This window comes from Gelidibacter sp., assembly GCF_053579655.1.
The window spans coordinates 1-26919 of sequence record NZ_JBMDWE010000030.1; the positions used below are offsets into that span (position 1 = coordinate 1).

The window sequence follows — 26919 nt, forward strand, 5'->3', positions numbered from 1 at the left end:
TTTTAAAACGTCTTCTATATAAACATCAGTATCAGTTTTCCAGCCTTTCAGGTGATGAAAGGTGTGGTTGCCGACTGCATGACCGTCTTTAAGAATATCCTTAAAAATTTGAGGATGTTTTTGAATGTTGTTGCCAATACAGAAAAACGTCGCTTTAGCGTGGTAGGATTTTAATAGGTCTAAGGTCCAGTGGGTGATCTCTGGCGTTGGACCGTCATCAAAAGTTAAGTAAATCACTTTTTGATCATCAGGCATATTCCAAACGTATTTTGGGAATATGCCTTTGATCAGTTGAGGTGTTTTTACAGGAATAAAGTTCACAAAAAGTTAGTCAAATTGAATGAGTTTATCAATGGAATCCTTTACCATATCACGTTCGTCACGCTGCGGTGCTTCACGTCGTGGTCCATCGCCCATAAAATGCTTGAACAATTGTAAGTAGTTGTTGAACTTTTCGGTTTCTTCCATCGCAAAATCCTTATCGTTATAAACCACAACAATATCTACTAAGCTTCTGTAGCGTTCAATGTCTGTTACAATTTCATCCAAATAACGCGTTTGTGTTTCTACAGGGAGTCCGCTATAATACGTTAGGTTCTCTTGGTATTTCTTGGTGACCTCTTTGTAGAGCTTTCTGGCTTTCTCTATACTGCCCAATTCGTAGTAGCCGCTAATATAAGGTTCCAACAACGTGTAGTAGCCAAAATAATCAACCGGCATTTTCTCCATGGCCAAATCGGCAATTTTCTCAGCCTTTTCGGGTTGGTCCTCATTGATCAACTGTTCCATTAAACGCGCCAAGTTTCCGCGGTAGGTAATCCCGTTTTTACGAGTTTCGACATCGTGATAAATGTGAGGATTACCACTATTGCCCCAGTCCCATGACATTACTTTGTTGTACATTAATTCACTATCCACACGGCCCATGTCAAAAGGATTTGCTTTGTCTACTGCAGTTCTGAGCGGCACCAATTTATAAACTAGGCCATCCAATTGCAGGTAATCTTTCATCCAGATATAATCATCATCTCCAAAGCTTCCTCCTGTAAAATAGATAGGACGCTCCCAATTGTTGTTGGCAATAATATCTAGCATCAGCAAGCGGTTTTTATATAAGGCGCTACCTTTGATTTGAATGACAATGTCGTCCACGATTTTATCGGCATCTTTTTCTTTGACGATCCCATGTTTTAAAACTGAAGCTTTATCGACCGGAATCCGTACGAATTTTGTAGGATAATAGTTTGAGTTCAACATATTGGAAGGATAACTGCTAATGTCTCTGCCTTCTTGTTGTAAAGCATATTTGAGTTTTGTTCGTGGATTATCACTACTGACAAAATCCATAAAATCCTTAATACTCAAAGTGTCTTTGGTAATTTCTTTTTCAACAATATAATCACGGGTACCGTAGCGGTATTGTGCATGCGTCAATTGCGACGGAATAGGGTCACTGTCATAGGCTTTACGTTTCATTTGGTCAATATACCAGTCTGTTTGGAAAAGACTTGTGTTGACGACTCTTACATCGCGTCGGATGCCTTCAATTTCTTGGGCATACCACAAAGGAAACGTGTCGTTGTCGCCAATAGTAAAAAGAATGGCATTGGGCGCACAGGATTCCAGGTATTTAATAGCCATGGCATGTGCTGTTTTTCTGCCCGAACGGTCATGATCGTCCCAGTTTTCCGCCGCCAATATTCCAGGGACTAAAACCAAACAGGCCAAAGTAACGGCATGCGGAAGGAATTTTGAAGCCGTGTATTTTCGAAGGGCATCAAAGATGGCATATACACCAAAACCGATCCAAATGGCAAACACGTAAAATGAACCGACTACGGAATAATCACGCTCTCGTGGTTCAAATGGACGCACGTTCGTGTAGAACTGAATTGCTAATCCGGTCATCAGGAAAAACACCAATAAGGTCCAGAACATTTTTTTATCCCTTGCAATCAAAAACAGGAAGCCAATCAATCCTAAAATAAGAGGCAGGAAGTAATAGGTGTTTCGTGCTTTGTTGTTTAAAACATCACTTGGCAAATTGTCTTGAGACATATTAAGATGCCAAGAGTCAATAGGGTTGATACCGCTGATCCAATTCCCATTTAAGTCGTCATATTTTCCTTGAATGTCATTTTGACGTCCGACAAAATTCCACATAAAATAACGCCAGTACATATAGCCAAATTGGTATTCAACCATATAACCAATGTTTTGGAGGAGCGACGGTTTTTCAATATCTAGGTATTGACCAAATTGTTTTAGAAATTTGTTATAATCACTATAATCCACTTGGCCTTCTCTTACGCTGGCTCTAAAACTAGCGACCATGTCCGTGACTTGCGGTTCCGATTGATATTCTCGCTTGACTTTGAAATCTAACAAACCAGTAAACATCATATAATTCTCCGCATTGTCACTGCTCCACATTCTCGGTAGAATGGCCGCTTGCTCTGAATTAAAGTTTTGTTTTGCGTTCTTATAGTCGTTGACAATCACGTATTTTCCTGCTTCAACATCCTTTTCATAGTTAGGTTTGTCATCCACATAAGGTTGGTTTTCGTCAAGACCTGTATATTGTTCTGTGAACAATGGACCATAAAACAAGTGCGTCTCAGGATATTGTTCCAGATTGTAATAAGCTAAAAGTTCGCGTGCGTCAGAAGGATCGTTTTCGTTGATCACAACATTGGCATTCGCTCTGATAGGAAGCATGAGCCAACAAGAAAATCCAATAAAAATGAACATTAAGCAAAGCACCAAAGTGTTTGCCATGTGTTTTTGATGATCGCGCGTGTATTTTAATCCGAAATAGAAAGCAGCGACCACGATGATAAAGGCGATGATCGTTCCAGAGTTAAATGGCATGCCAAGACTATTCACGAAGAATATCTCTGAAGCACTAAATATTTTTAGCGCATTTGGAAGTAACAATTTAAAAATAAACAATAAGATGGCGGCAGAGATGACGTTCGCCACGATAAAATTAGTAACGGTTACCGTTTTATAATTCTTAAAGAAGTAAATCAAGCCCATTGCAGGAATGGTCAATAGTCCCATAAAGTGGACGCCAAATGATAGTCCAATCACAAAGGCAATTAAAATTAACCAACGGTTACCGCGTGCGGTATCCATATCCTGTTCCCAGCGTAAAGCCAACCAAAACATGACCGCCATGATTAAGGTAGCCATTGCGTAAACCTCAGTTTCAACAGCGTTAAACCAAAAGGAATCTGTAAAGGTAAATGCTAAACTTCCTACAAGTCCGCTGCCAAGGATGGCTATTTTTTTAGAATCGGTAAATTCTTCTTCGGATTTAACGAGCTTTTTAAGGAGCAACGTAATGGTCCAAAACATGAATAAAATAGTGAAGGCACTTGCGGCGCCGCTCATCATGTTCAACATCGCGCCAATTTGCGTAGGTTCTAAGGCAAACATGGAGAAGAAGGCACCAAGCATTTGAAATAATGGTGCTCCTGGTGGATGTCCTACTTGAAGTTTGGCCGAGGTCAGTATGTATTCTCCTGCATCCCAGAAACTAACAGTGGGTTCAATCGTGAGTGCGTAAACGGTGAATGCAATTGCAAAGGCAAACCAACCTAAAATGGTATTCCATTTCTTGAAGTTGAAATGATTCATAGACTTATTGTTGAATTAGTGTGGCGAATTTAGCAATAATTATATAAGGCAGGGAAATTTTTAAGTAAACGTTAAGGATTTCAAAAAAGATTCGAATCTATTTAGCCCTCATTATCAGGTAAAAAGAGAAATAAAAAAGAAATAAATTTTTATTTCATGTTTTTCTTCGCAAAATGTTTGCAAAAATAGAAGTTTGTAGTAAATTTGCATCCTCAATTAGAGATTGGCCTATGGTGTAACTGGCAACACGTCTGGTTTTGGTCCAGAAGAGTCTAGGTTCGAGCCCTAGTAGGCCAACAAGAATTGAAATCCCGATTATGAAAATAGTCGGGATTTTTGTTTTAATAGTCTATGCCTGCTAGGGCGAGAATTTTATGCTGAGCGTAGCCGAAGTAAGCCCTAGTAGGCCAACAAGAATTGAAATCCCGATTATGAAAATAGTCGGGATTTTTGTTTTTGGATACTTCGTCTTAATTCTTGAATCTAAAAGCGAAGTGGTCTAGTAGTCTAATTCAAATCTTAAACGTAATCACAGGACGTTTGGCATGATTAACCACATCCTCTCCAATGCTGCCATTGAAAAAATGGGCAATCCCTTGTCGACCATGGGTGCTGATCCCAATTAAATCGGCGTCAATTTCTTTGGCGAAATTTAAAACGCCAATTTCGACGGTTTCATCATTATAGATATGGATGGAGTACTCCTTAAAGTCGTAATCTTTAATAAACTCATGGATGCGTTTGTTGGCTTCTGAGGTTGAAATAAAGTTATTGGCGGTGTTGACCATCAATAAAAACATCTTAGCGCCAAATGCTTTGGCAAATTCTATAGCTTGTCTGTAGGTATCCTTATTGTCTTTTTTGAAATCTGAAGCAAAGACAAAGCGGTCGATAGAAAATTCGGCATGGTTGCTTTTGATAACCAAAACAGGAATATCTGAAGTGCGCACCACTTTTTCTGCATTGGAGCCTACGAACATTTCCTTAAATCCGGTAGCGCCATAGGATCCCATGACAATGAGGTCAACGCCATGTTCATGACAAGTGTCAATAATGCCACTAAAGGATGGATAGTTTTTTACAATATCATGGACTTTAACGTCTTTAAGGTAGTCTTGGGCGAGCATGGTTTCGAATCGTTGTTGAGCCAATTTCATAAAAAACATGGCTTCGGGTAAAACGCTCGGGGTGTTCATGACCTCGAAATCTTGCATCGGGAGCTCTAACATGTGCAGTAAATAAATTTCAGAATCGAATTTTTTTGCTAATTGGACGGCTACTTTTAAGGCGTTTTCAGCTTGTTCTGAGAAGTCTGTGGGGACAAGTATTTTTTTCATAGAAGTGTAAATTGTTTGTTAAAGTTAAATCTAATAATAAAAATCGACTTTAGATGCTTTGGATAAATCAATAATTAAATTGTATATTTGCACCGCGGAATGATAAAAGAAAACATGAGGGGACAAGGGAGTCCCCTCTTTTTATACTAATAAAATGCTAAGCGAGACCACTGTTAAGACTTTGATAGCAAACGGACTGGAAGAAAGACCAGATCTTTTTTTAATCGATTTAACCTTACATCCTGACAATAAAATTAGTGTTGTTATTGACGGCGATAATGGCGTCACTGTTGAAGATTGCATGTTTATGAGTCGCGCCATTGAGAATAATTTGGATAGAGAAGTCGATGATTTTTCTATAGATGTGGCTTCTGCGGGAGCAACTTCACCATTAGTGAACAAGAGACAATACAAGAAAAATATTGGACGCACCTTACAGGTCAAAGCAAAACCTGATGTAAAAGTTGAAGGAGTTTTGATAGAAGTTGATGATGCTGAAGTGGCTTTGGAATGGGAAACAAAAGAGCCTAAGCCAGTTGGTAAAGGTAAAGTTGTGGTGAAAAAGCAGGCTAAAATCAAGTATGAAGATATTTTAGAAGCTAAAGTGATAATAAAATTTTAATTCGAGGTAGTTATGGAAAATATAGCGTTAATTGATTCTTTTTCAGAATTTAAAGACGATAAATTAATAGATCGTGTAACGTTAATGGCGATTTTAGAGGATGTCTTAAGAAATGCACTAAAGAAAAAGTACGGTGATGATGACAACTTTGATATCATTATAAATCCTGACAAAGGCGATTTAGAGATTTGGAGAAATAGAGTTGTGGTTGCTGATGGTGAAGTAGAAGAGCCAAATCAAGAAATTGAATTATCTGCGGCTCGTAAAATTGAACCTGATTTTGAAGTTGGTGAAGATGTTGCGGAAGCTGTAAAGCTTATCGATTTGGGAAGACGTTCAATTTTGGCATTGCGTCAAAATTTGATCTCAAAAATTCACGAGCACGACAATACCAATATTTACAAGCAATTTAAAGACTTGGTAGGCGAGATTTATACTGCCGAAGTACATCATATTCGTCACAGAGCCATCATTTTATTAGATGACGAGGGTAACGAAATCATTCTTCCTAAAGAAAAACAAATCCCTTCCGATTTCTTCCGTAAAGGTGAAAACGTAAAAGGAATTATCGAAAGTGTTGAACTTAAGGGTAATAAGCCAACCATCATCATGTCGAGAACAGCTGATGTGTTTTTAGAAAAATTATTCGAACAGGAAATTCCTGAGGTGTTTGACGGCTTGATTACCATTAAGAAAGTAGTACGAATGCCTGGTGAAAAAGCGAAAGTAGCGGTGGATTCATACGATGATAGAATTGATCCTGTGGGTGCTTGTGTTGGAATGAAAGGTTCTAGAATACATGGTATTGTAAGAGAATTGGGTAATGAAAACATTGACGTGATCAATTACACCAGTAACATCCAATTGTTCATCACGCGTGCATTGAGTCCAGCAAGAGTAACCTCTGTGAAACTTAATGAAGAAACCAAACGTGCTGAGGTGCTTCTTAAACCAGAAGAAGTAAGTAAGGCTATTGGTAGAGGTGGTCATAACATCCGATTAGCCGGGCAATTGACAGGCTATGAGATTGATGTGTTTAGAGAAGGTGCCGAAGAGGATGTGGAATTATCAGAATTCTCAGATGAAATCGAAGGCTGGGTTATTGCAGAGTTTAGCAAAGCGGGATTAGATACTGCGAAAAGTATCTTAGAACAAGATGTTCAAGATTTGGTTAAAAGAACCGATTTAGAAGAAGAAACCATTTTAGATGTTATCAGGATTCTTAAGGAAGAATTTGAAGAATAACACATATTTAAGTTATATTAGAAGCAATTTATGGCTGATACAATTAGATTAAATAAAGTATTAAGAGAACTCAATATTTCTATTGACCGTGCTGTCGATTTTCTGGAATCGAAGGGCGTGACTGTGGAAAAGAGTCCTAATACGAAAATATCAGATGATGTTCATGCGATTCTATCCAATGAATTTCAGACGGATGCCAGTAAAAAACAAGCCTCTCAAGAGGTTGGTGAGGCGAAGTTGAAAGAAAAGGAAGAATTACGCGAACAACGTGAGCGTGAGATTGAAGAAAAACTGAGGAAGGAAGAGGCTAGCAAACAAGTCATTAGAGCTAGAGGAGCATTAACCGGACCAAAACAAGTCGGCAAAATTGATTTGGATCCTAAAAAATCGGAAACTCCTAAAGTAGAGAAGCCAGTTGAAGAGCCAAAACAACCTGCGCCTGCTGAAGTAGTTGCCCCTGAAGTAAAAGAGACCCCTAAGCCAGAAGTTCCTGAAGTTAAAGTAGAAGTCAAAACTGAGGCTAAGGCTGAAGTTAAAACAGAGGCTAAGGAAGAAGTTAAGGAAGAGCCGAAAAAAGTCGAAAAAGCTACGAAGGAAACCAAGCCAGCTGAAATAATTGAAAAGGTTGAGAAGGTTGAGCAGATCGAAAAAGTTAAGAAAGCTGAAAAAGTTGAAAAAACAGATACGCTTGAAACTACTGGTGTTGATGACGAGCAAATCGTAACCCAATATCAAAAATTAACGGGTCCTAAAATTGCTGGAGAAAAGATAGATCTTTCGCAATTCAACAAGCCTAAGAAGAAAAAAGAGGAGAGAAAGCCAGCTACGGCTGCCGGTGCTGCTGCTGACGCCAACAAGAAAAAACGTCGTCGTATCAGCAAAGGACCTGCTGCTCCTGGTGCTCCTGGTGCTGCAAAACCACCTTTTGGTGCTAATAGAGGTACAAGTCCTAACTACAAAGGGAAACCTGGAGGCGTTAGAGCGAGTACTGTAAAAGAAGAGCCAAGCGAAGCAGACGTGCAAAAACAAGTTCGTGAAACTTTAGAAAAACTTCAAGGGAAGTCTAATAGAGGGAAAGGAGCCAAATATAGAAGAGACAAGAGAGATCAACACCGCCAACAGACTGAAAAGGATATTGAGCAGCAAGAAGCGGAAAGCAAAGTATTGAAAGTTACTGAGTTTGTTACGGCAAGCGAAGTAGCCACGATGATGGACGTTCCTGTAACGCAAATCATTTCAGCCTGTATGTCCTTAGGAATGATGGTAACGATGAACCAACGTTTGGATGCTGAGACTTTATCGGTCGTAGCGGATGAGTTTGGTTATGAAGTTGAATTCGTAAGTGCGGATCTTGAAGATAGTATTGAAGTTGTTGCAGATGAGCCAGAAGATTTAAAACCACGTGCGCCAATCGTTACGGTGATGGGTCACGTTGACCACGGTAAAACATCGCTTTTGGATTATATCCGTCAAGAGAATGTAATTGCTGGAGAGTCTGGAGGTATCACACAACATATTGGTGCCTATGCTGTACAGTTAGAAACTGGACAGAGAATGGCATTCTTGGATACACCAGGTCACGAGGCCTTTACGGCAATGCGTGCCCGTGGTGCGCAAATCACGGATTTAGTAATTATTGTTATTGCTGCAGATGACTCCATCATGCCGCAAACCAAAGAGGCTATTTCCCACGCTCAAGCGGCAGGAGTACCTATTATTTTTGCGATCAATAAAATAGATAAACCAAGTGCTAATCCTGAAAAAGTAAAAGAAGCTTTAGCACAAATGAACTTGTTGGTTGAAGATTGGGGTGGAAAAGTTCAATCCCAAGATATCTCAGCCAAAACCGGTCAAGGTGTTAAGGAATTATTAGAAAAAGTAAGTCTTGAAGCAGAATTGCTGGAACTTAAAGCAAACCCTAACAAGCGTGCTGAAGGAACTGTAGTGGAAGCTTTCTTGGATAAAGGTAGAGGTTATGTATCAACTATTTTGGTGCAAGCCGGAACCTTGAAAGTAGGCGATTATGTACTAGCTGGAAAAAACAGTGGTAAGGTAAGAGCCATGCATGATGAACGTGGAAAAGAGGTTAAGTCGGCAGGTCCATCAACGCCAGTATCTATATTAGGACTGGATGGCGCGCCACAGGCTGGAGACAAGTTTACTGTTTTTGCTGATGAGCGTGAGGCCAGACAAATTGCTGCTAAACGTACTCAATTACAGCGTGAGCAATCAGTTAGAACACAACGTCATATTACACTTGATGAAATTGGTCGTCGTATCGCCCTTGGAGATTTCCAAGAGTTGAACATCATCCTTAAAGGTGACGTGGATGGATCAGTGGAAGCCTTGACGGATTCGTTCCAAAAACTTTCTACTGAAGAAATTCAAGTGAACATCATCCATAAAGGTGTTGGTGCCATTACTGAAAGTGATGTCTTGTTGGCTACAGCGTCGGATGCGATTATTATCGGATTTAACGTTAGACCAATGGGTAACGCACGTCAAATTGCTGATAAGGAAGAAATCGATATCAGAATGTACTCGATCATCTATGACGCCATCAACGATCTTAAGGACGCGATGGAAGGCATGTTGTCTCCTGAACTTAAAGAGGAAATTACGGGTACTGCTGAAATTAGAGAGATCTTTAAAGTTTCTAAAATTGGAACGATTGCAGGTTGTATGGTAACTTCTGGTAAAATATTCAGAAACTCAAGCATCCGATTGATTAGAGAAGGTGTGGTAATTTATACAGGTGAATTAGCGTCGTTGAAACGATTTAAAGATGATGCCAGAGAAGTTTCTAAAGGTTATGACTGTGGTATGCAAATTAAGAATTATAACGATATTCAGGAAAATGACGTTATTGAAGCTTTCCACGAAGTTGAAGTGAAAAAGAAATTGAAATAATATTCATTTTATCTATAAAGAAAATGCGACCTAACCCGTCGCATTTTTTGTTTTTAAATGGTCAACTGTTTTCTGATTTGTTGTAAAATATTCAGAAACATAAGCATTTGATTGATTAGGGAAAGTGTGGTAGTTTATTCACGTAAATTAGCATCGTTGAAACGATTTAAAGGTGATGCCAGTGAAGTTCTTAAATTCTATAGCTTTGGGATGCAGATTGAGAATTATCGCGCTATTTAAGAAAATGACGGTATTGAAGCTTTCCACGAAGTTGAAGTAAAAAAGAAATAATATTCAATTTGTCTATAAAGAAAATGCGACCTAACCCGTCGCATTTTTTTGTTTTTAAATGGTCAACTGTTTTGTTGTTTTTGGTAAAATATTAATAAATTCAAGCATCGATTGATTAAAGAAGGTGTCGTTGGTTATACAGGAGAACGAACGTCGTTGAAACGATTTGAAGAGGATGGCAGAGAGGTTTCTAAAGGATATGACTTTGTGAAGCAGATTATGAATTATCGCGCTATTTAAGAAAATGACGTTATTGAAGCTTTCCACGAAATTGAAGTGAAAAATAAATTGAAATAATATTCAATTTATTTATAAATAAAATGCGACCTAACCCGTCGCATTTTTTTGTTATAAAGTGTTTATTTCTGAAATGTTTTGGTGTTTTAGGCTCGGAGAGTTTTTATTCTAATGAGCGGTAATTTTGTCTAAGATAGACCATAAAGCGGTGGTAAGATTTAGATTAAACCTCTGAATTCTTTTATTCCAAACTGCCATTGATGGAAGTCTTTGTTTTACATCTAGTCTTAATAATTGTTTTTATTTGTTGTTTCTTGGACTCAGGATAAAGGCGTGCGCGTAAGTTTTCTTTACTTCCATTAATGCTCGATCAGCCTCTAATCGCGTTCTAAAGTTACCTACCCAAATCTTATAATTTGGTTGCTCATATTCAAGGGAGCTGCTCCAGTTCGGGAATAAGGCTGTCGCTTTACTTCTGGTCGATTGGGCTTCACTACGTGCAGTAGTGCCTGAATTGGAAAAAATTTGAATGATAAAGGCATTTACTGTGCGTAAATCCTTTTTGTACTCCAATAACTGATCAATTTCCTTGTCTTGGTCAATTGAAACGACGCCTTGTTGTGCATGTAAGGTAAGTGAAGTCGAAAAAAACAGAACAGCTAAAAAAGATAATTTTATAAGGGGTTTTATCATGGAATATTAAATTAAAAGTGAATGATCTGATTTTATAATCCTAAATGATTTGTTTCCAATTCATTTAAGGTTGTGCAAAAATATTAAAAATATATTGTAATGTGCGCATAGGAAATTATTAAACTCTATAAGCCCTATTGTATTATTTAGAACGTTTATAAATTACCAATTAACAGTTCTGTAACATTTCTAAAATCGACTTTAAGTATTACTTTTGGCAGAGATTTTATAACTGTATTTTTTTCTTTTCAATGAAAAAAGCATACCAAAGTTTGGAAGCTAACTCAACTAATAATATGAAACAGGTGATTTACCGTAATTTGACTTCTAATATACTGAAATTAGGATTTTTTATTTTACTTACGTTTACAACATCGCTTCACGCTCAAGAAGGTGATCCTGCCAAAGGAAAAGCATTATATAATGCTAATTGTGCCGCATGTCATAAACTAGACGGACCAATGACGGGCCCTGCGCTTCGTAACATTGAAAAAGTTTTAGCAGAACAAGGTCTTGATAGAAAGTGGATAACAGCTTGGATCCATAATAGTGCGGGTTTGATCAAGTCTGGTGATGCTTACGCTAACAAGATCTACAACGAGTACAATCAAATGCCAATGACGCCGTTCCCGCAATTGTCGGATGACGATATCAGTGATATTTTGGCGTACACGGCTGAAGAAAAAGCTGCCCCGCCTGCTGCCGCCGTTGGTGTGACAGGTAATGGCGCTGCCCCAGCTGCTGGCGGAACTTCAAATGAATTAATTCTTGGTGCTTTAGCCGTTTTATTTGGCTTGTTGGCCATGGCATTGATTTTAGTGCGACGTACTCTAAATCGTTTTGCTGAAGCTAAAGGGGTTCAGGTCGATGAAGGAAAAGGTGTTTCTATCTGGAGAGCCTTTATTCAAAATCAATTCTTGGTTTTGGTTACAGCCGTTTTATTATTATTGGCCAGTGGGTATTTTGTTTATGGCTATTTCATGCAAATAGGTGTTGATCAAGGTTACGAACCTGTTCAACCTATCCACTATTCTCATAGAATACATGCTGGAGATAACGGTATTGATTGTAAATATTGTCACTCTTCTGCTCGTGTAAGTAAGACTTCTGGAATTCCATCATTAAACGTTTGTATGAACTGTCATAAATCAATTGGCGAAGTGTCAGAAGAAACTTTAGCTGAAGGAAGGCAGTACGGCGTTGATTACAATGCTGAAATCGAAAAATTATACGCTGCAACGGGCTGGAATCCTGCTGAGCAAAAATATACAGGAGAGCCGCAACCGGTCAAATGGATCCGTATCCATAATCTTCCTGACTTCGCATATTTTAACCACTCACAACACGTTACCGTTGGAGGTATTGAATGCCAAACATGCCATGGTCCTGTTGAGACTATGGAAATTGTATCGCAACACGCACCGTTGACGATGGGATGGTGTATCAATTGCCATAGAGAAACGGATGTGAAAGTGGAAAACAACGAATATTACACTAAAATTCACGAACAGTTATCCAAAAAGTATGGCGTTGAGAAACTTACCGTTGCACAAATGGGAGGTTTAGAGTGTGGTAAATGTCATTACTAAAAAAAATCTTTTTAGTGATTTCCGTGCCTGCCTTTTGGTAGATAAGGAAAGGGAAGTCCTATTTCAATAGGGGTTTAAAACAATAAATTTTAAGATACAGTTATAGTTTTTAATAAAAACGAATAACGATCAACTAATAACTATTAAAGAATATGTCATCAAACAAGAAATACTGGAAAAGTGTTGAGGAGCTGAATACAGACAGCTCTATTGTTAAGGCGCTTACACAAAATGAATTTGTTGAAGAAATTCCGACGGATGAATTTTTGGGTAACAAATCCAGTTTGGAATCGTCTTCAACAACACGTCGTGATTTCTTAAAATATGTTGGCTTCAGTACAGCAGCGGCATCTTTAGCAGCTTGTGAAGGACCGGTTATTAAATCGATTCCTTACGTTGTACAGCCAGAGGAAATCATACCTGGCGTGGCTAATTATTATGCTACAACAATTGCTGATGGTTTTGATTTCGCAAGTGTTTTAGTAAAAACTCGCGAAGGACGTCCAATTAAAATCGACAACAATAATTTGGCCGCTTCTCAAGGTGGTGTCAATGCCCGAGTGCATGCTTCCATTTTAGGGTTATACGATAATTTGAGAGTCAAAGGCCCTCAAAGAGGAGGTCAAGATATTTCATGGGAAACCTTTGATTCTGAAACCAATCAGAAATTAACTGAAGTGATGAATGGTGGAAAAGACATTGTGTTATTGACACAAACTTTTGCCAGTCCATCAACGAGCAAGTTAATTGCTGTGTTTAAAGAAAAATATGGCAACGTACGCCACGTGGTTTACGATGCTGTTTCTGAGTCTTCGGCATTAGATGCTTATCAAGCTAAATACGGAGAACGCGCCATGGCAAATTATGATTTTGCTAAAGCAGCAGTGATCGTATCTGTGGGTGCTGATTTTCTTGGAGATTGGCAAGGTGGTGGTTATGAGTCAGGTTATGCTGTAGGTCGAATTCCTACCAATGGCAAAATGTCAAGACATATCCAGATTGAATCGGTTATGTCATTATCAGGTGCCAATGCCGATAAGCGTATTCCTGCAACCCCTTCACAACAAAAACAGGCTTTAGCTAAATTATATAGTTATGTGACTGGTCAAGCTGTTACAACAGATTTACCTGCACATATCGATGAAGCCATTCAAAAAGTAGCTTCAGAGTTAAAGAAAGCTGGAAGTAATGGGGTTTTGATAACAGGTATCAATGATGTTAATGCCCAAACAGTGGCATTGGAAATTAATGCTGCATTAGGAAGTAAAGCGTTTGATGCTGCAACTCCAATTAAAATAAGACAAGGTAGTGATAAAGAAGTGATGGCTTTAATATCAGATATGAATGCTGGTAAAGTTGGCGCAGTCATCATGAACGGTGTAAATCCGTTGTACACCTTACCAAATGCAAACGACTTTGCAGAAGGATTAAAAAAGACCGAAGTATCTATCGCTTTTTCATTAAAAGTGGATGAGACTGCTTCGCAAGTTGAATATATTGCCGCTGTACCTCACTATTTGGAGTCTTGGGGAGATGTGGAACTTAAAAAAGGACATTTTGGTTTAATTCAACCAACAATCCGTCCATTATTTGACACGCGTCAATTTCAAGATGCCTTGTTGAAATGGACAGGCAGTGATGTTTCTTATTACGATTTTATCAAGGAGAACTGGTCGACAGGTGTTCTAGGAACCGCTTCATTTAATCAAGCATTACATGATGGTGTTTTTGTAACTACTGGTTTTACAAGTGTTTTGGGTTCAGGTCCTTCTTCAAAATCGACGAGTCCTACAGAATTAAAAGATAAAAAAGATAGAACTTTTGTTGGTGGCATTATCCATGATGTTGCTGTTGGAGTTGGGGTTAAGAATGAAGATCAAGATGAATTTGTCACGACTTCTACTACGACCTCTTCAAGCTCAGCTTCAAATGTTGCTGCGGTAGCTTCCGTTTCAGGCGGTGCGGCTGCAAGAGCCTTAGCTTCTGCTGGGTTAGCTAAAGGCATGGAGTTACAACTCTATACTAAAATTGGAATGGGAGATGGTCAACAGGCCAATAACCCATGGTTGCAAGAGTTTCCAGATCCAATTACCAGAGCGACATGGGACAACTATGTGACGGTTTCTAGTGCTGATGCCAAAAATTTAAACATAAAGAATTGGCACGTGGCCAACGGTGGATTAAATGGTAGTTTGGTGGAATTGACTGTAAATGGTCAAACCTTAACTCTTCCTGCAATTATCCAACCAGGTCAAGCTATCGGTTCAATAGGCCTGGCGCTGGGCTTCGGTCGTTCGAAAGGACTTAAAGAAGAAATGCAAACAGGTAAGAATGCTTACCAATTCTATAAAGATTTCAATCGTAGCCAAACAGACGTTTCAATTAAAGTAGTAGCAGGTGAACATGAATTTGCTTGTGTTCAGTTGCATAACACATTAATGGGACGTGGGGATATCATTAAGGAAACTACGCTTGAAATTTTCAATACAAAAGATAAAAAGCATTGGAATAACCTTCCACAAGTCTCTTTAAACCATGTCGAAACACCTTCTACGGAAGTGAATTTATGGGATGATTTTGACAGATCAATCGGGCATCATTTTAATCTATCAATTGATTTGAATGCGTGTACAGGATGTGGTGCTTGTGTGATTGCATGTCATGCTGAAAACAACGTACCAGTAGTTGGTAAATCTGAAATGAGACGTAGTAGAGATATGCACTGGTTGCGTATTGATAGATACTACTCCTCTGAAGATACCTTTATTGGTGATATCGAAAGAAAAGAAGCAGCCAATGGGTTGTTAGGTGATTCAGGTATCAAAAATACTTTGCACGAAATGGAGGTTGCTGCTGAGAATCCTCAGGTAGCCTTCATGCCGATGATGTGTCAGCATTGTAATCATGCGCCTTGTGAAACTGTTTGTCCTGTTGCGGCAACTTCACATGGTCGTCAAGGGCAAAATCATATGGCTTATAACCGTTGTGTAGGTACACGTTACTGTGCCAACAACTGTCCTTATAAAGTGCGTCGTTTCAACTGGTTCCGTTACAACAAAAATGATGAATTTGATTACATCATGAATGATGATTTAGGCCGTATGGTTCTGAATCCAGATGTTGTAGTACGTTCAAGAGGTGTTATGGAGAAATGTTCGTTGTGTATTCAAATGACACAAAAAACGATTCTTGATGCTAAGCGAGACGGTCGTGAAATCAAAGACGGTGAATTCCAAACGGCATGTTCTGCAGCTTGTGGTACAGGAGCAATGGTGTTTGGAGACATCAACGATAAAGAAAGTAAAGTTGCGAAACTTAAAGAAGATAAACGTATGTATCACGCATTAGAGTATATTGGAACACAACCAAATGTCCAGTATCACACGATCGTGAGAAATACAACCGAAGCATAATTATTAATTAAGATATAATTCTAAAAGCATTATGGCGTCTCATTACGAAGCACCTATTAGAAGACCTTTAGTACTAGGTGAAAAATCATACCACGACGTTTCCGTGGATATCGCTAAACCTGTCGAAGGAAAAGCCAATAAATCTTGGTGGATAGTATTTTCCATCTCATTAGCAGCCTTTCTTTGGGGGGTTGGATGTATCATATATACCATTTCAACAGGGATCGGTGTTTGGGGCCTTAATAAAACCATTGGTTGGGCCTGGGACATTACTAACTTCGTTTGGTGGGTAGGTATTGGTCACGCAGGTACACTGATTTCGGCAGTATTATTATTGTTCCGTCAAAAGTGGCGTATGGCCATTAACCGTTCTGCGGAAGCGATGACTATTTTTGCGGTCGTTCAAGCAGGATTGTTCCCTTTGATTCACATGGGTCGTCCATGGTTAGGCTATTGGGTATTACCAATTCCAAACCAATTTGGATCCTTATGGGTCAACTTTAACTCACCATTACTTTGGGACGTATTTGCGATTTCAACCTATTTATCAGTATCCTTGGTGTTCTGGTGGACAGGTTTACTTCCTGACTTTGCGATGATTCGTGATAGAGCAGTAAAACCTTTCCAAAAGAAAATTTACTCACTATTGAGTTTTGGATGGTCTGGTAGAGCGAAAGACTGGCAACGTTTTGAAGAAGTATCTTTGGTTCTTGCAGGTTTGGCAACACCACTTGTACTTTCAGTACATACCATTGTATCTTTTGACTTCGCGACGTCGATAGTTCCAGGATGGCATACCACGATTTTCCCACCATACTTTGTTGCTGGTGCTGTTTTTTCCGGTTTTGCGATGGTAAACACGCTGTTGATCATTATGAGAAAAGTGGTAAGTCTTGAAGACTATATTACGGTTCAGCATATTGAATTGATGAACATCGTTATTATGATTACGGGTTCTATCGTGGGTGTAGCTTATATCACTGAGTTATTTATTGCATGGTATTCGGGAGTGGAGTATGAACAATACGCCTTCTTGAACAGAGCAACGGGACCTTACTGGTGGGCTTATCTCTTAATGATGACTTGTAACGTGTTCTCGCCACAATTTATGTGGTTCAAAAAATTACGTACAAGTATTATGTTCTCGTTCTTTATTTCCATTGTGGTAAACGTTGGGATGTGGTTTGAACGTTTCGTTATTATCGCGACGTCGTTACATAGAGATTACTTACCATCATCATGGACGATGTTTCAACCAACATTTGTGGACATCGGAATTTTCATCGGTACCATTGGATTCTTCTTCGTATTGTTCTTATTATATGCACGTACATTCCCAGTGATTGCACAAGCAGAGATCAAAACGATTATGAAATCTTCTGGAGAACGTTACAAACGCATTAGAGAATCTGGTGGTAGCTTAGTAGGTACAGGTACAGATCCACGCACACACAAAGTGATTGCTCATGAAGGATTTCCAGTAGTTGAAGAGCAGTCAACGGCAAAGGCACATGACCCAGAATCAATTTCCAAATTGATGGATAGTGTTGGAATTTTTGATCCTTTGACACAAACTAAAGATGACTTACAGCAAATTAACGGCATCGGTCCGAAAATGGAAGAAGTACTGAATGGTATTGGTATCTTTTCTTTCTTGCAAGTAAGCCATATGACGAATAGAGAGTATGACTTGTTAGACGAAATTACAGCATCATTCCCTGGAAGGGCTGAGCGTGACGATTGGGCTGGACAAGCTAAAACATTAATTAACAATAAATAATAGCATGGAAGATTCTTCAAAAGTTATTCACGCTTTTTATACTGATGATGATGTCTTGATGGCTGCCGTTAAAAAGGTACGCGCAGAACGATATCACATTGAGGAGATATACACGCCTTTTCCAGTTCACGGATTGGATAAAGCGATGGGACTGGCACCAACAAGACTTGCAATCACGTCTTTTTTGTATGGCCTTACAGGATTAGTAGTTTCTATTGTCATGATGAACTATATCATGATTGAAGATTGGCCTCAAAACATTGGTGGTAAACCAAGTTTTAGTTATATCGAAAACATGCCGGCATTTGTGCCAATTATGTTTGAGTTGACCGTGTTTTTTGCGGCGCATTTAATGGTAATTACGTTTTACTTGCGTAGTAAAATGTGGCCATTCAAAAAAGCAGAGAATCCAGATGTAAGAACAACTGACGATCATTTCTTAATGGAGATTAGCGCCGGCGCTAATGTTGATGAACAGTTTGATATATTGAGAAATACGGGAGCGGTAGAAATTACCTTAATTGATAAAGCACACTAGTACACATGAAAAGCTTATTTAAATTAGTAGTATTGATGGTTGTTTTGATCTCTTTTGCATCTTGCCAAAAGAAAACCAGACCTAATTATCAATTTTTTCCAGACATGTATGAGCCAATAGGGTATGAAGCTTATGGAGAAGCTGATTTTTTACCTAATGGCATGGAAGCTAAATTACCTGCTAAGGGTTCAGTAGCACGAGGACACAAGCCTTTTGATATTGATGGTTCTCTTGAAGGCTATGACTTAGCAAAAGCAACTTTAGTGAGTCCGTTGGATTCAACTCAAATTGATTCACCAAGAGGAGGTCAACTGTATGATATTTATTGTGGGATTTGCCATGGTAAAAAAGGAGATGGCCAAGGAACTTTAGTAAAACGTGAAAAGATATTAGGAGTACCTGCCTTTGATGATCAAGGAAGGGCTCTAACTCAAGGTAGTGTTTATCATACCATTCATTATGGTAAAAACGTCATGGGATCTTATGCTAACCAATTAAACGAAGAAGAGCGTTGGCAAGTTGTGGATTACGTGATGCACTTGAAATCAGAATTAGGAGGAAGTCAGACTGTTAAAGATTAAATAAAGATATGTACACAATTTCAAATAGATTAAAGACATTTTCCATCATCCTTATTGTTCTGGGTGTTTTAGGAGTGGCTTATGGTTTTATGACATCTCATAAATCTTTAGACGAAATAAAAACGATGTTGGCCGAAGAGCACGCTCATGATGCAGCGGCAGATGCTCATGCAATAGCGGGTGATGCGCATGCAGCGGCTCATGATCAATTAATAGCAGGCGGGAACTATAATCCTGATGCTGTCGTGGCTATTGAATTAGAACAGGTATCTCCAGATGCGCATGCAGAACATGTGCAAGCACAATTGGCAAAAAGGCCTTGGTCTGCATTATATGTAGCTGCCTTTTTCTTTATGATGATCGCTCTTGGAGCGTTAGTTTTTTATGCGATCCATATTGCCGCACAGGCCGGTTGGTCCCCATTATTAATGCGTGTGATGGAAGGAATCTCGGCTTATTTATTGCCGGGTGCCATTATTGTTGTCGCCATTGCTGTAGGCTCACATTATATCGGAACTAATAATGAAATATTCATTTGGATGAACGACGATGTAGTTGCTGGCGATAAAATTATCCAAAACAAATCAGGGTATTTGAATATTACTGCCTTTTTGATCAGAGCAGCCATCTTTATTGCAGGTTGGTGTACCTATAGACATTTTGCACGTAAATTCTCTCTTGCTCAAGATACGGCTGAACCTGGCGATAACAAATACTTTGTAAAGTCTTTTAGAATTGCCGCTGGATTCTTGGTGTTTTATATCTATTCAGAATCTGTAATGTCATGGGACTGGATCATGAGTGTTGATCCACATTGGTTCAGTACGTTGTTTGGATGGTATATTTTGGCAGGTATGATTGTTAGTGCGGTTACTGTAATCGCCATGGTAGCCATCTATCTGAAATCAAAAGGACTTTTACCGATGGTCAATGATAGTCATATTCATGATTTGGCGAAGTATATGTTCGGATTCAGTATTTTCTGGGCTTACCTATGGTTCTCTCAATTCATGCTTATTTGGTATGCTAATATTCCAGAGGAAGTAACTTACTTTGTAACGCGAATAGAAGATTATAAATTACCATTCTTTGGAATGTTGGTACTTAACTTTGTGTTTCCATTCTTGATTTTGATGAATAGCGATTACAAGCGTGTGCCTTGGTTTGTAATGATGGCTGGAGTCCTTGTGTTAGTTGGGCATTATGTTGACGTTTTTGTTATGATTATGCCAGGAACTGTAGGGGATAGATGGTTTATTGGAATTCCTGAAATTGCATCTGTTTTGTTCTTTTTAGGCTTATTCTTGTTAGTTGTGTTTACGTCTTTGACCAAAGCACCATTAACTCCAAAGCACAATCCATTTATCAAAGAGAGCGAAAATTTCCATTATTAATAATAACATATAAAGAAGATAAACGACAATGACTGCTTTATTTACAATTATCATAGTACTTTTTGTAGCTGTAGCTATTTGGCAACTGGTCAAAATATTTGATCTGGCACAATTGAGTACTGACACTTCAAATGGTGGAATAGCAACAGATTACGATAACAAGATTAATGGTCAATTAATGCTATGGTTTTTGGCGTTCATTTATATCATTACAATTATCTGTTTTGTGTATTGGGGAGACTTACCATTAATGTCAAATGCTGCGTCAGAACATGGTGCTGAAGTTGATAATTTGATGGCAATCTCCATGATTCTTATTTTTACAGTGCAAATCATTACGCAATTCTTATTGCATTGGTTCGCATTTAAGTATCGCGGCGAAAAAGGGAAAAAAGCCTTATACTATGCTGATAACAATACGTTAGAAGCCATTTGGACGATCATCCCTGTGATTACCTTGTCTGGATTAATTATCTACGGATTATTCACATGGACATCAATTATGAATATTGATGAAGATGCTGACCCTATGGTGGTGGAATTATACGCGCAACAGTTCAATTGGACCGCACGTTACGCAGGACCTGATAATGTTTTAGGTTTAGCGAATGTGAGGTTGATTGATATCGATAGAGCCAACGTTTTAGGAATCGATGAAGCCGATCCAAACGCCAATGACGATATTATCGTAAAGGAATTGCACTTGCCAGTAGGTCAACCTGTAGTTTTCGAAATTCGTTCGCAAGATGTATTACACTCGGCCTATATGCCGCATTTTAGAGCACAAATGAACTGTGTCCCTGGAATGATTACCAAATTCGCTTTTACCCCAACGGTAACGACCAAGGAAATGCGCGAAAACCCAGACATGATTGACAAGGTTCGTAATATTAATAGTATTCGTGCTGAGAAAAGTAAAGATTTAATGGCTAAGGGTGAAGAAGCTCTGGAGCCGTATGATTTTAATTATCTTCTCCTATGTAATAAAATTTGCGGTAAATCTCATTACAACATGCAAATGAATATTATTGTAGAAACTCAGGAAGAGTTTGATGCTTGGATTAAAGAGCAAAAAACCTTCAAACAATCATTGAAATAGTAATAAAAATCGTTTTAAAAAAGTATTTATAGATTATGTCAACACACGCAGTAGATATTCACTCACATGACGACGGTCACGGACATCATCACAAAGAAACCTTTATAACCAAGTATATTTTTAGTCAAGATCATAAAATGATCGCTAAGCAATATTTGATTACAGGAACGCTGATGGGAATTGTTGGTGTCATGATGTCACTAATGTTCCGTATTCAAATCGCATGGCCAGAAGAGCCAAATATTCTTTTTGAAGCGTTATTGGGTAAATGGGCACCAGGTGGTGTCATGGATGCTGATATTTATTTAGCTTTGGTTACCATTCATGGAACCATCATGGTTTTCTTCGTGTTAACTGCTGGTTTGAGTGGAACCTTTAGTAACCTTTTGATTCCTTATCAAATTGGGGCGCGAGATATGGCCTCAGGATTCATCAATATGTTATCTTATTGGATATTCTTTGTGTCGTGTATCATCATGATGGCATCACTGTTTCTTGAAGCTGGTCCGGCCGCAGCAGGATGGACGATCTATCCTCCATTGAGTGCCTTGCCAATGGCACAACCAGGATCAGGATGGGGAATGACCCTTTGGTTGATATCCATGGCCTTGTTTATTGCACAGTCATTATTAGGATCCTTAAACTATATTGTTACGGTTATAAACATGCGTACCAAAGGGATGTCAATGACCAGATTACCATTAACTATTTGGGCATTCTTCGTAACGGCAATCATTGGCGTCGTAGCTTTCCCAGTATTATTGGCAGCCGCTTTATTATTGATCATGGATAGAAGTTTTGGTACGTCCTTCTTCTTATCTGATATTTTTATACAAGGTGAAGTATTACATTACCAAGGAGGTTCTCCTGTACTTTTTGAACACTTATTTTGGTTCTTAGGACACCCTGAAGTTTATATCGTGATCCTTCCTGCCATGGGATTGGTATCCGAAGTAATGGCAACAAATGCACGTAAACCTATTTTTGGGTATCGAGCGATGGTCGCATCTATTTTGGCGATTGCGTTTTTATCGACAATTGTTTGGGGGCATCACATGTTCGTTTCAGGTATGAATCCATTCCTAGGATCGGTATTTACCTTTACCACATTATTAATTGCTATACCTTCTGCAGTAAAAGCCTTTAACTGGATTACAACCATTTGGAAAGGAAATATACAAATGAATCCCGCGATGTTGTTCTCCATTGGTTTTGTATCTACATTCATTACTGGTGGCTTAACAGGGATTATTGTTGGAGATAGTGCTTTAGATATTAACGTTCACGATACCTATTTCGTTATTGCTCACTTCCACTTGGTAATGGGAATCTCAGCGATTTACGGGATGTTTGCCGGAATTTACCATTGGTATCCAAAAATGTTTGGTAGAATGATGAATAAGAACTTAGGGTATATTCACTTCTGGATTACTGCGATCGCTGCTTATGGTGTCTTCTTCCCAATGCACTTTATTGGAATGGCTGGCTTACCACGTCGTTATTATACCAACTCAGCATTCCCATTATTCGACGATTTAACAGATGTCAATATTGTGATTACGATATTTGCCTTGATTGGCGGAGCGATACAATTAGTGTATTTATATAATTTCTTCGTTAGTATGTTCTACGGTAAAAAAGCGACTCAAAATCCATGGAGAGCAAATACTTTGGAGTGGACAACCCCAGTAGAACATATTCATGGCAACTGGCCAGGTGAAATTCCTCACGTGTACCGTTGGTCTTATGACTACAGTAAACCAGGGCATGACGATGACTTCGTTCCACAAAACGTTCCATTAAAGGAAGGTGAGGAAGAGCATCAGCATTAAAATAATCCCTTTGAAGAAAGGGATCTCATAAAAACACAAAAAGACCTTTAGACTGATACAATCATTCTAAGGGTCTTTTTCATTATATTTGCTTTTGATTAATTGATAATAATTTATTGATTACTCTTAACTTTTTAAAACGAGCTTCCCACCTCCGTGGGAACTAAAGATGAACGATAACCTAAACCCATCCAACGAAAATTTTTCTCCGGAAGAATTTGATGTCGAGAAAAAACTGAGACCCCTATCTTTTGATGATTTTACAGGTCAGGAACAGGTTTTGGAGAATCTTAAGATTTTCGTAGAAGCTGCTAACCAAAGAAACGAAGCCTTGGATCACACCTTGTTTCACGGACCTCCAGGACTTGGTAAAACGACTTTAGCCCACATTTTAGCGAGCGAATTGGGCGTCGGCATCAAAGTGACCTCAGGGCCTGTTTTGGATAAACCAGGAGACCTCGCGGGTCTTTTGACCAATCTGGATGAACGTGATGTGTTGTTTATTGATGAAATTCACCGACTGAGCCCAATCGTGGAAGAATATCTGTATTCTGCCATGGAGGATTATAAAATCGATATCATGATCGAATCTGGCCCAAACGCCAGAACCGTGCAAATCAACTTAAATCCATTCACGTTAATTGGTGCAACCACCCGTTCGGGATTATTGACCGCGCCAATGCGTGCTCGTTTCGGAATTCAAAGTCGTTTACAGTATTACAATACCGAATTGTTGTCAACCATTACCCAACGTAGTGCCTCCATTTTAAATGTTCCTATTACTATGGAAGCTGCTATTGAAATCGCAGGACGAAGTAGAGGAACACCTCGTATTTCGAATGCGCTCTTGCGTCGCGTTCGTGATTTTGCTCAGATAAAAGGAAATGGAAGTATTGACATTGCTATTGCTAAATTCGCATTAAAAGCATTGAATGTCGATGCGCATGGTCTTGATGAAATGGACAACAAAATTTTGACCACCATCATCGATAAGTTTAAAGGTGGCCCAGTTGGTATTTCCACACTGGCCACTGCTGTTAGTGAAAGTGCAGAGACCATTGAAGAAGTGTATGAACCGTTTTTAATACAACAAGGTTTTATTATGCGAACGCCGCGTGGAAGGGAAGTAACCGAGTTAGCCTATAAACACCTCGGCAAAATAAAAGGTGCAACTCAAGGCGGATTGTTTTCATAAATTTCTGAGGAGTATTGGGCTTTGTGAATTTGTATTATGAGAAAATTCGGAGCTCAATATTTTTTGTGATCTTAACGTTTAAATATCACAAATTTTGATAAGTTAAGCACAAAACTCTAATTTTATAGTATATGTAGTTTTTGTGGTTTTTGACTACTCAAATCAGTGCAAATCTGCCAAATCAGCGTCATCAGCGTTCTATAACCAGCAATGAAATTTGTTTCTAAGTAAATGATCACCAAAAAAGAAATCCCTTCAGTTCCTTTAGTTCGTTTTCTAAAGCATTCTTTGGAGATTCTGAAAAATCCGCTGCCGTTCCATCACGAAAATTTTATAGCTAAGGGCGACACGTTTAAATTAAGGATCGGTTTTTCTAGCGAGATCGTTTTCTCTCGAGATGCCGCTTTCATCGAATATGTGCTTCAAAAGAACCCTAAGAATTATACCAAATCTAAAATTCAAACTGAAGATTTGGTCAAATATGTTGGGAAGGGCTTATTGACAGCTGAAGGGGATTTGTGGAAAAAACAACGCCAATTGATACAGCCTGCATTTCACAAAAAGCAATTGGCGAATCTTTTGGATAAAATACGTGAGGCGATTCTGTTGGAATATAAAGGTATTGAAGTCGGTAAAGCGATGGATGTGTTTCCTGTGTTTAATGACTTGGCTTTTCAGACCGTTGTAAAGTCTCTGTTCAGTAGTGCGGCAAGCGCTGAAGATATTAGCAGATTGCAATTTATCACGGAGGCAGCCCAGAAAATGTTGGTCAAAGAACTACGTCAACCTTATCTAGGCTGGTGGTTCAAAGCCAGTGGCATTATTGAAAAACATTTGGTGCTAACCCGGGAAGCTCGACAAATTCTTAAAAATATTGTCAATACAAGACGCGAATCCAAAGAAAGACATGACGATTTGTTGGACATGCTTTTGGAAGCACGCTATGACGATGGCATTGCAATGGATGAAGAACAGCTTATTGACGAAATCTTTATTCTCTTTACGGCGGGTCATGAAACCACCTCCAATGCATTGACTTTTATTTTTCAGCTGTTAGCGCAACATCCGGAATGGCAAGACGAAATTTATAAGGAAATTAAACGAAACGATAATCCTGAGGATTTGATGCTCGTGGTCACGACTTCAAAAGTTTGCCAGCAGGTCATTGAGGAAGGAATGCGTTTGTATCCACCAGTATATTTTATGGATCGCGTGAATGTAGAAGAGGATGAATTTAACAATTTTATTTTTAAGAAAGATTCAAAATTGTTGTTTTCCATCTATGAAATCCACCGTCATCCTGAACTTTGGCAACGACCGAATGAGTTTTTACCAGAACGTTTTGAAGATGGTGGCCGTAAATTTTCATCACAATATTTTCCTTTTGGTGCAGGCCCAAGGAAATGTATCGGTAATAATTTTGCTATGTTTGAAATGATTATTGCCGTGACCGAATTGGTTAAAACCTATAAGATATTTCAAGAATTTGAAACTATAGAGATGACTCCTTTGATTACTTTGAAGCCTAAGAATGCTTTTTTAAGATTTGAAGAACGAATTAAGTGATAGAAAACAGATCCAAATACAGCCAACTCATAAAAGCTGAAGCCAAACGCCTCGGCTTTATCTCCTGTGGAATTAGCAAAGCACAATTTTTAGAAGAAGAAGCACCCCGACTTGAAAAATGGTTAAAGAACAACATGAATGGCGATATGCAATACATGGAAAACCATTTTGACAAACGTTTAGATCCAACCAAACTTGTTGAAGATTCTAAAAGTGTCATTTCATTATTACTGAATTATTATCCAAAGGAAACTCAAATTCAAGATACCTATAAGATTTCTAAGTATGCTTACGGCACCGATTATCATTTTGTGATCAAAGACAAGCTTAAAGAGCTATTAAACTTTATCCAAGAGGAAATCGGCGAGGTCAGTGGGCGTGCTTTTGTAGATTCAGCACCGGTTTTGGACAAGGCTTGGGCCGCCAAATCCGGATTGGGATGGGTAGGAAAACATACCTTGTTGTTAAGCCAACAAAGAGGTTCGTTTCATTTTGTTGCGGAGTTGATAATTGATTTGGACTTGGAATATGATCATGCAACCACCGATCATTGCGGCACCTGTACCAAATGCATCGATGCCTGTCCAACGCAAGCCATTACTGAACCATATGTGGTAGATGGCAGCAAGTGTATTTCCTATTTTACCATCGAACTAAAAGATAAAATCCCCACCGACTTCAAAGGGAAATTTGAGGATTGGATGTTTGGCTGTGATATCTGTCAGGATGTATGTCCTTGGAACCGCTTTTCAAAAGCACATAGTGAACCCTTATTCAATCCACATCCTGAATTATTATCTATGACCAAAAAGGATTGGGAAGAGATTACTGAAGATGTGTTTCAAAAACTCTTTAAGAAATCAGCGGTTAAACGCACAAAGTTCGAGGGCTTAAAACGAAATATCGAATTCCTGAGGAGCCAGGAGTCTTAAAGAGAATTTTTCTTTTATAAGAG

Annotated in this window: 18 protein-coding genes and 1 tRNA gene; 15 read left to right on the forward strand and 4 right to left on the reverse strand. The window is 38.8% G+C overall.

Features of this window, described 5'->3' with window-relative positions; genetic code table 11:
• Together ACOH2D_RS14030 and ACOH2D_RS14035 are read right to left on the reverse strand one after the other, a co-directional pair.
• Positions 1-321: polysaccharide deacetylase family protein (locus tag ACOH2D_RS14030; protein WP_449535595.1), on the reverse strand; the 321-nt coding region annotated here is incomplete at its 3' end.
• A gap of 6 nt (positions 322-327) precedes the next feature.
• Complete coding sequence (locus ACOH2D_RS14035) at positions 328-3642, reverse strand: glycosyltransferase family 117 protein (RefSeq protein WP_449535596.1); 3315 nt, start codon at positions 3640-3642, stop codon at positions 328-330.
• A 224-nt stretch (positions 3643-3866) separates the two neighbouring features.
• Between ACOH2D_RS14035 and ACOH2D_RS14040 the strand changes: the two genes are divergently transcribed.
• Positions 3867-3939: transfer RNA gene (locus tag ACOH2D_RS14040), tRNA-Gln, on the forward strand.
• Positions 3940-4154: 215 nt separating this feature from the next.
• On the opposite strand, the gene ACOH2D_RS14045 is transcribed toward ACOH2D_RS14040, so the two are convergent.
• Positions 4155-4979 carry a universal stress protein gene (locus ACOH2D_RS14045; protein WP_348036197.1) on the reverse strand — a complete coding sequence of 275 codons (825 nt, stop codon included), beginning with the start codon at positions 4977-4979 and terminating at the stop codon, positions 4155-4157.
• Between the two features lie 154 nt (positions 4980-5133).
• Between ACOH2D_RS14045 and rimP the strand changes: the two genes are divergently transcribed.
• The 3 genes from rimP to infB are packed head-to-tail and all read left to right on the forward strand — an operon-like array spanning position 5134 to position 9756.
• Positions 5134-5601, forward strand: coding sequence for a ribosome assembly cofactor RimP (rimP, locus tag ACOH2D_RS14050; RefSeq protein WP_348036196.1), 468 nt, complete (start codon positions 5134-5136; stop codon positions 5599-5601).
• Between the two features lie 12 nt (positions 5602-5613).
• Positions 5614-6846, forward strand: a complete 1233-nt coding sequence (nusA, locus tag ACOH2D_RS14055; RefSeq protein WP_348036195.1) for a transcription termination factor NusA — start codon at positions 5614-5616, stop codon at positions 6844-6846.
• 30 nt (positions 6847-6876) lie between these two features.
• Complete coding sequence (gene infB / locus ACOH2D_RS14060; RefSeq protein WP_449535597.1) at positions 6877-9756, forward strand: translation initiation factor IF-2; 2880 nt, start codon at positions 6877-6879, stop codon at positions 9754-9756.
• A gap of 828 nt (positions 9757-10584) precedes the next feature.
• Here infB and ACOH2D_RS14065 read toward each other — a convergent pair.
• A complete protein-coding gene (locus ACOH2D_RS14065; protein WP_449535598.1) occupies positions 10585-10977 on the reverse strand; it encodes an SPOR domain-containing protein in 393 nt (130 codons plus the stop codon).
• 296 nt (positions 10978-11273) lie between these two features.
• On the opposite strand from ACOH2D_RS14065, the gene ACOH2D_RS14070 reads away from it, so the two are divergent.
• The 11 genes from ACOH2D_RS14070 (at position 11274) to queG (ending at position 26896) form a co-directional block, all read left to right on the forward strand.
• Entirely contained in the window at positions 11274-12566 is a 1293-nt protein-coding gene (locus ACOH2D_RS14070; protein WP_348036203.1) for a c-type cytochrome, read from the forward strand.
• 152 nt (positions 12567-12718) lie between these two features.
• On the forward strand, positions 12719-15979 hold the full coding sequence (locus ACOH2D_RS14075; protein ID WP_348036190.1) for a TAT-variant-translocated molybdopterin oxidoreductase: 3261 nt from the start codon (positions 12719-12721) through the stop codon (positions 15977-15979).
• A gap of 31 nt (positions 15980-16010) precedes the next feature.
• Entirely contained in the window at positions 16011-17759 is a 1749-nt protein-coding gene (locus tag ACOH2D_RS14080) for a helix-hairpin-helix domain-containing protein (RefSeq protein ID WP_449535599.1), read from the forward strand.
• A gap of 4 nt (positions 17760-17763) precedes the next feature.
• Entirely contained in the window at positions 17764-18297 is a 534-nt protein-coding gene (locus ACOH2D_RS14085; protein ID WP_449535600.1) for a DUF3341 domain-containing protein, read from the forward strand.
• A gap of 5 nt (positions 18298-18302) precedes the next feature.
• On the forward strand, positions 18303-18878 hold the full coding sequence (locus tag ACOH2D_RS14090) for a c-type cytochrome (RefSeq protein ID WP_449535601.1): 576 nt from the start codon (positions 18303-18305) through the stop codon (positions 18876-18878).
• Positions 18879-18886: 8 nt separating this feature from the next.
• A complete protein-coding gene (locus ACOH2D_RS14095) occupies positions 18887-20272 on the forward strand; it encodes a quinol:cytochrome C oxidoreductase (protein WP_449535602.1) in 1386 nt (461 codons plus the stop codon).
• Between the two features lie 28 nt (positions 20273-20300).
• A complete protein-coding gene (locus tag ACOH2D_RS14100) occupies positions 20301-21371 on the forward strand; it encodes a cytochrome c oxidase subunit II (RefSeq protein WP_449535603.1) in 1071 nt (356 codons plus the stop codon).
• Between the two features lie 35 nt (positions 21372-21406).
• Positions 21407-23203: a cytochrome c oxidase subunit I gene (locus tag ACOH2D_RS14105; RefSeq protein ID WP_449535604.1), complete on the forward strand. Its 1797-nt coding sequence runs from the start codon at positions 21407-21409 to the stop codon at positions 23201-23203.
• A gap of 169 nt (positions 23204-23372) precedes the next feature.
• A complete protein-coding gene (ruvB, locus tag ACOH2D_RS14110) occupies positions 23373-24398 on the forward strand; it encodes a Holliday junction branch migration DNA helicase RuvB (RefSeq protein ID WP_449535605.1) in 1026 nt (341 codons plus the stop codon).
• Between the two features lie 231 nt (positions 24399-24629).
• On the forward strand, positions 24630-25964 hold the full coding sequence (locus ACOH2D_RS14115; protein WP_449535606.1) for a cytochrome P450: 1335 nt from the start codon (positions 24630-24632) through the stop codon (positions 25962-25964).
• Entirely contained in the window at positions 25961-26896 is a 936-nt protein-coding gene (gene queG, locus ACOH2D_RS14120; protein WP_449535607.1) for a tRNA epoxyqueuosine(34) reductase QueG, read from the forward strand. The genes ACOH2D_RS14115 and queG overlap by 4 nt, the downstream gene beginning before the upstream one ends.
• Positions 26897-26919 lie beyond the last annotated feature (23 nt).

Coding starts and splice junctions, on each gene's coding strand:
- ACOH2D_RS14070 (WP_348036203.1), top strand. CDS start 11,274: ATGAAACAGGTGATTTACCGTAATTTGACTTCTAATATACTGAAATTA.
- ACOH2D_RS14115 (WP_449535606.1), top strand. CDS start 24,630: ATGATCACCAAAAAAGAAATCCCTTCAGTTCCTTTAGTTCGTTTTCTA.
- ACOH2D_RS14065 (WP_449535598.1), bottom strand. CDS start 10,977: ATGATAAAACCCCTTATAAAATTATCTTTTTTAGCTGTTCTGTTTTTT.
- ACOH2D_RS14105 (WP_449535604.1), top strand. CDS start 21,407: ATGTCAACACACGCAGTAGATATTCACTCACATGACGACGGTCACGGA.
- ACOH2D_RS14085 (WP_449535600.1), top strand. CDS start 17,764: ATGGAAGATTCTTCAAAAGTTATTCACGCTTTTTATACTGATGATGAT.
- ruvB (WP_449535605.1), top strand. CDS start 23,373: ATGAACGATAACCTAAACCCATCCAACGAAAATTTTTCTCCGGAAGAA.
- ACOH2D_RS14095 (WP_449535602.1), top strand. CDS start 18,887: ATGTACACAATTTCAAATAGATTAAAGACATTTTCCATCATCCTTATT.
- ACOH2D_RS14090 (WP_449535601.1), top strand. CDS start 18,303: ATGAAAAGCTTATTTAAATTAGTAGTATTGATGGTTGTTTTGATCTCT.
- ACOH2D_RS14080 (WP_449535599.1), top strand. CDS start 16,011: ATGGCGTCTCATTACGAAGCACCTATTAGAAGACCTTTAGTACTAGGT.
- ACOH2D_RS14100 (WP_449535603.1), top strand. CDS start 20,301: ATGACTGCTTTATTTACAATTATCATAGTACTTTTTGTAGCTGTAGCT.
- rimP (WP_348036196.1), top strand. CDS start 5,134: ATGCTAAGCGAGACCACTGTTAAGACTTTGATAGCAAACGGACTGGAA.
- nusA (WP_348036195.1), top strand. CDS start 5,614: ATGGAAAATATAGCGTTAATTGATTCTTTTTCAGAATTTAAAGACGAT.
- ACOH2D_RS14075 (WP_348036190.1), top strand. CDS start 12,719: ATGTCATCAAACAAGAAATACTGGAAAAGTGTTGAGGAGCTGAATACA.
- ACOH2D_RS14035 (WP_449535596.1), bottom strand. CDS start 3,642: ATGAATCATTTCAACTTCAAGAAATGGAATACCATTTTAGGTTGGTTT.
- ACOH2D_RS14045 (WP_348036197.1), bottom strand. CDS start 4,979: ATGAAAAAAATACTTGTCCCCACAGACTTCTCAGAACAAGCTGAAAAC.
- infB (WP_449535597.1), top strand. CDS start 6,877: ATGGCTGATACAATTAGATTAAATAAAGTATTAAGAGAACTCAATATT.